Origin of the sequence: Daeguia caeni (assembly GCF_042653845.1) — a bacterium.
Classification (GTDB): Bacteria; Pseudomonadota; Alphaproteobacteria; order Rhizobiales; family Rhizobiaceae; genus Brucella; species Brucella caeni.
On the sequence record NZ_JBHSEL010000015.1, the window covers coordinates 1 to 1,227 of the forward strand.

Genomic DNA, 1,227 nt, shown 5'->3' on the forward strand with positions numbered 1-1,227 from the left:
GATCGTCCTGGCACGGCCACGCCGACCTTGCGTGAGATCGCCATCAATACCGGCGAGATCTACGCCATGCCCGGTGCCACGCAGACCTCGCTCGACGATGCGCGCATCGATCTTGCCGCATGGCTGGCCGAGGAAGTGGCGATCGAGTTCGCCGAACAGGAGGGGGCTGCCTTTGCCCATGGCGACGGCATCAACAAGCCGCGCGGCATCCTTGCCTATGACACGGTGGCCAATGCCTCCCATGCCTGGGGCAAGATCGGCTTCGTCGCTTCAGGCAAGGCTGACGGCTTTGTTGCGGCGACCGCCTCGGCCAATCCTGCCGATTGCCTGATCGACCTCTACTATGCCCTGAAATCCGGCTACCGGAACGGGGCCTCCTGGCTGATGTCGGATGCGACCATGAACACGGTGCGCAAGTTCAAGGACGCCGAGGGCGCCTATGTCTGGGCGCCACCCTCCGGCCCTGCACAGGTGGCCACCATCCTCGGCAAGCCGGTCCACACCGACGACAATATGCCGGCGGTGGCGGCCAATGCCTTTCCCGTCGCCTTCGGCGACTTCGGCCGCGCCTATCTGATCGTCGACCGCATCGGCATCCGCGTCCTGCGCGATCCCTACACCGCCAAGCCGAACGTGTTGTTCTACACCACCAAGCGGGTCGGCGGCGGCGTGGTCAACTTCGAGGCGCTCAAGCTGCTGAAGGTCAGCACCTGATCCACATGACGGGCGGCTTCGGCCGCCCGCTTCCACCTCATCCATCTTTGAAAGGACTTCTGTCATGAAGGACGGTATCTCCGGCCTCAGCCTGGTTGCGTCTCTGGTTCCCGCCGTGGTCACCGCCACCACCAAGGGCAGCCATGCCGATCTGCAGGGCTACAACGCGGCAACGCTGATCATCACCACCGGGGCGATTGCCGGCGACGGCGTGTTCGACGTGAAGCTGCAGCATGCCGACACCACGGACGACGGCGACTTCAGCGACGTTGCCGCAGCCGACCTCCAGGGCACTCTACCGGCAGCGCTCGAAGCCGACACGGTCTGCAAGCAGGGCTACAAGGGCAACAAGCGCTACATTCGTGCCGTCATCACCAAAACCTCCGGCACGTCGATTGCCGCGGGTGCGATCTTTGCGCTCGGCCATCCCCACGACGCGCCGGTCGCCTGATCGGTCAGAGCGGCCAGACAGTCGGCAGCGCCGAGATTCTGGCCACCCCCCGTTCATCAACC

2 protein-coding genes are annotated in these 1,227 nt (G+C 64.8%); both read left to right on the top strand.

Annotated features, from left to right (window positions below; all coding sequences use genetic code 11):
• On the top strand, positions 1-714 hold a 714-nt coding region (locus ACFO1V_RS01190), incomplete at its 5' end, for a phage major capsid protein (RefSeq protein WP_380075030.1).
• 64 nt (positions 715-778) lie between these two features.
• Positions 779-1,165: a hypothetical protein gene (locus tag ACFO1V_RS01195; RefSeq protein ID WP_144864371.1), complete on the top strand. Its 387-nt coding sequence runs from the start codon at positions 779-781 to the stop codon at positions 1,163-1,165.
• The last annotated feature ends 62 nt before the right edge of the window (positions 1,166-1,227 follow it).

Bases quoted from the DNA above. Each gene is read 5' to 3' on its own strand.
- ACFO1V_RS01195 (WP_144864371.1), top strand. From the start codon at position 779: ATGAAGGACGGTATCTCCGGCCTCAGCCTGGTTGCGTCTCTGGTTCCC.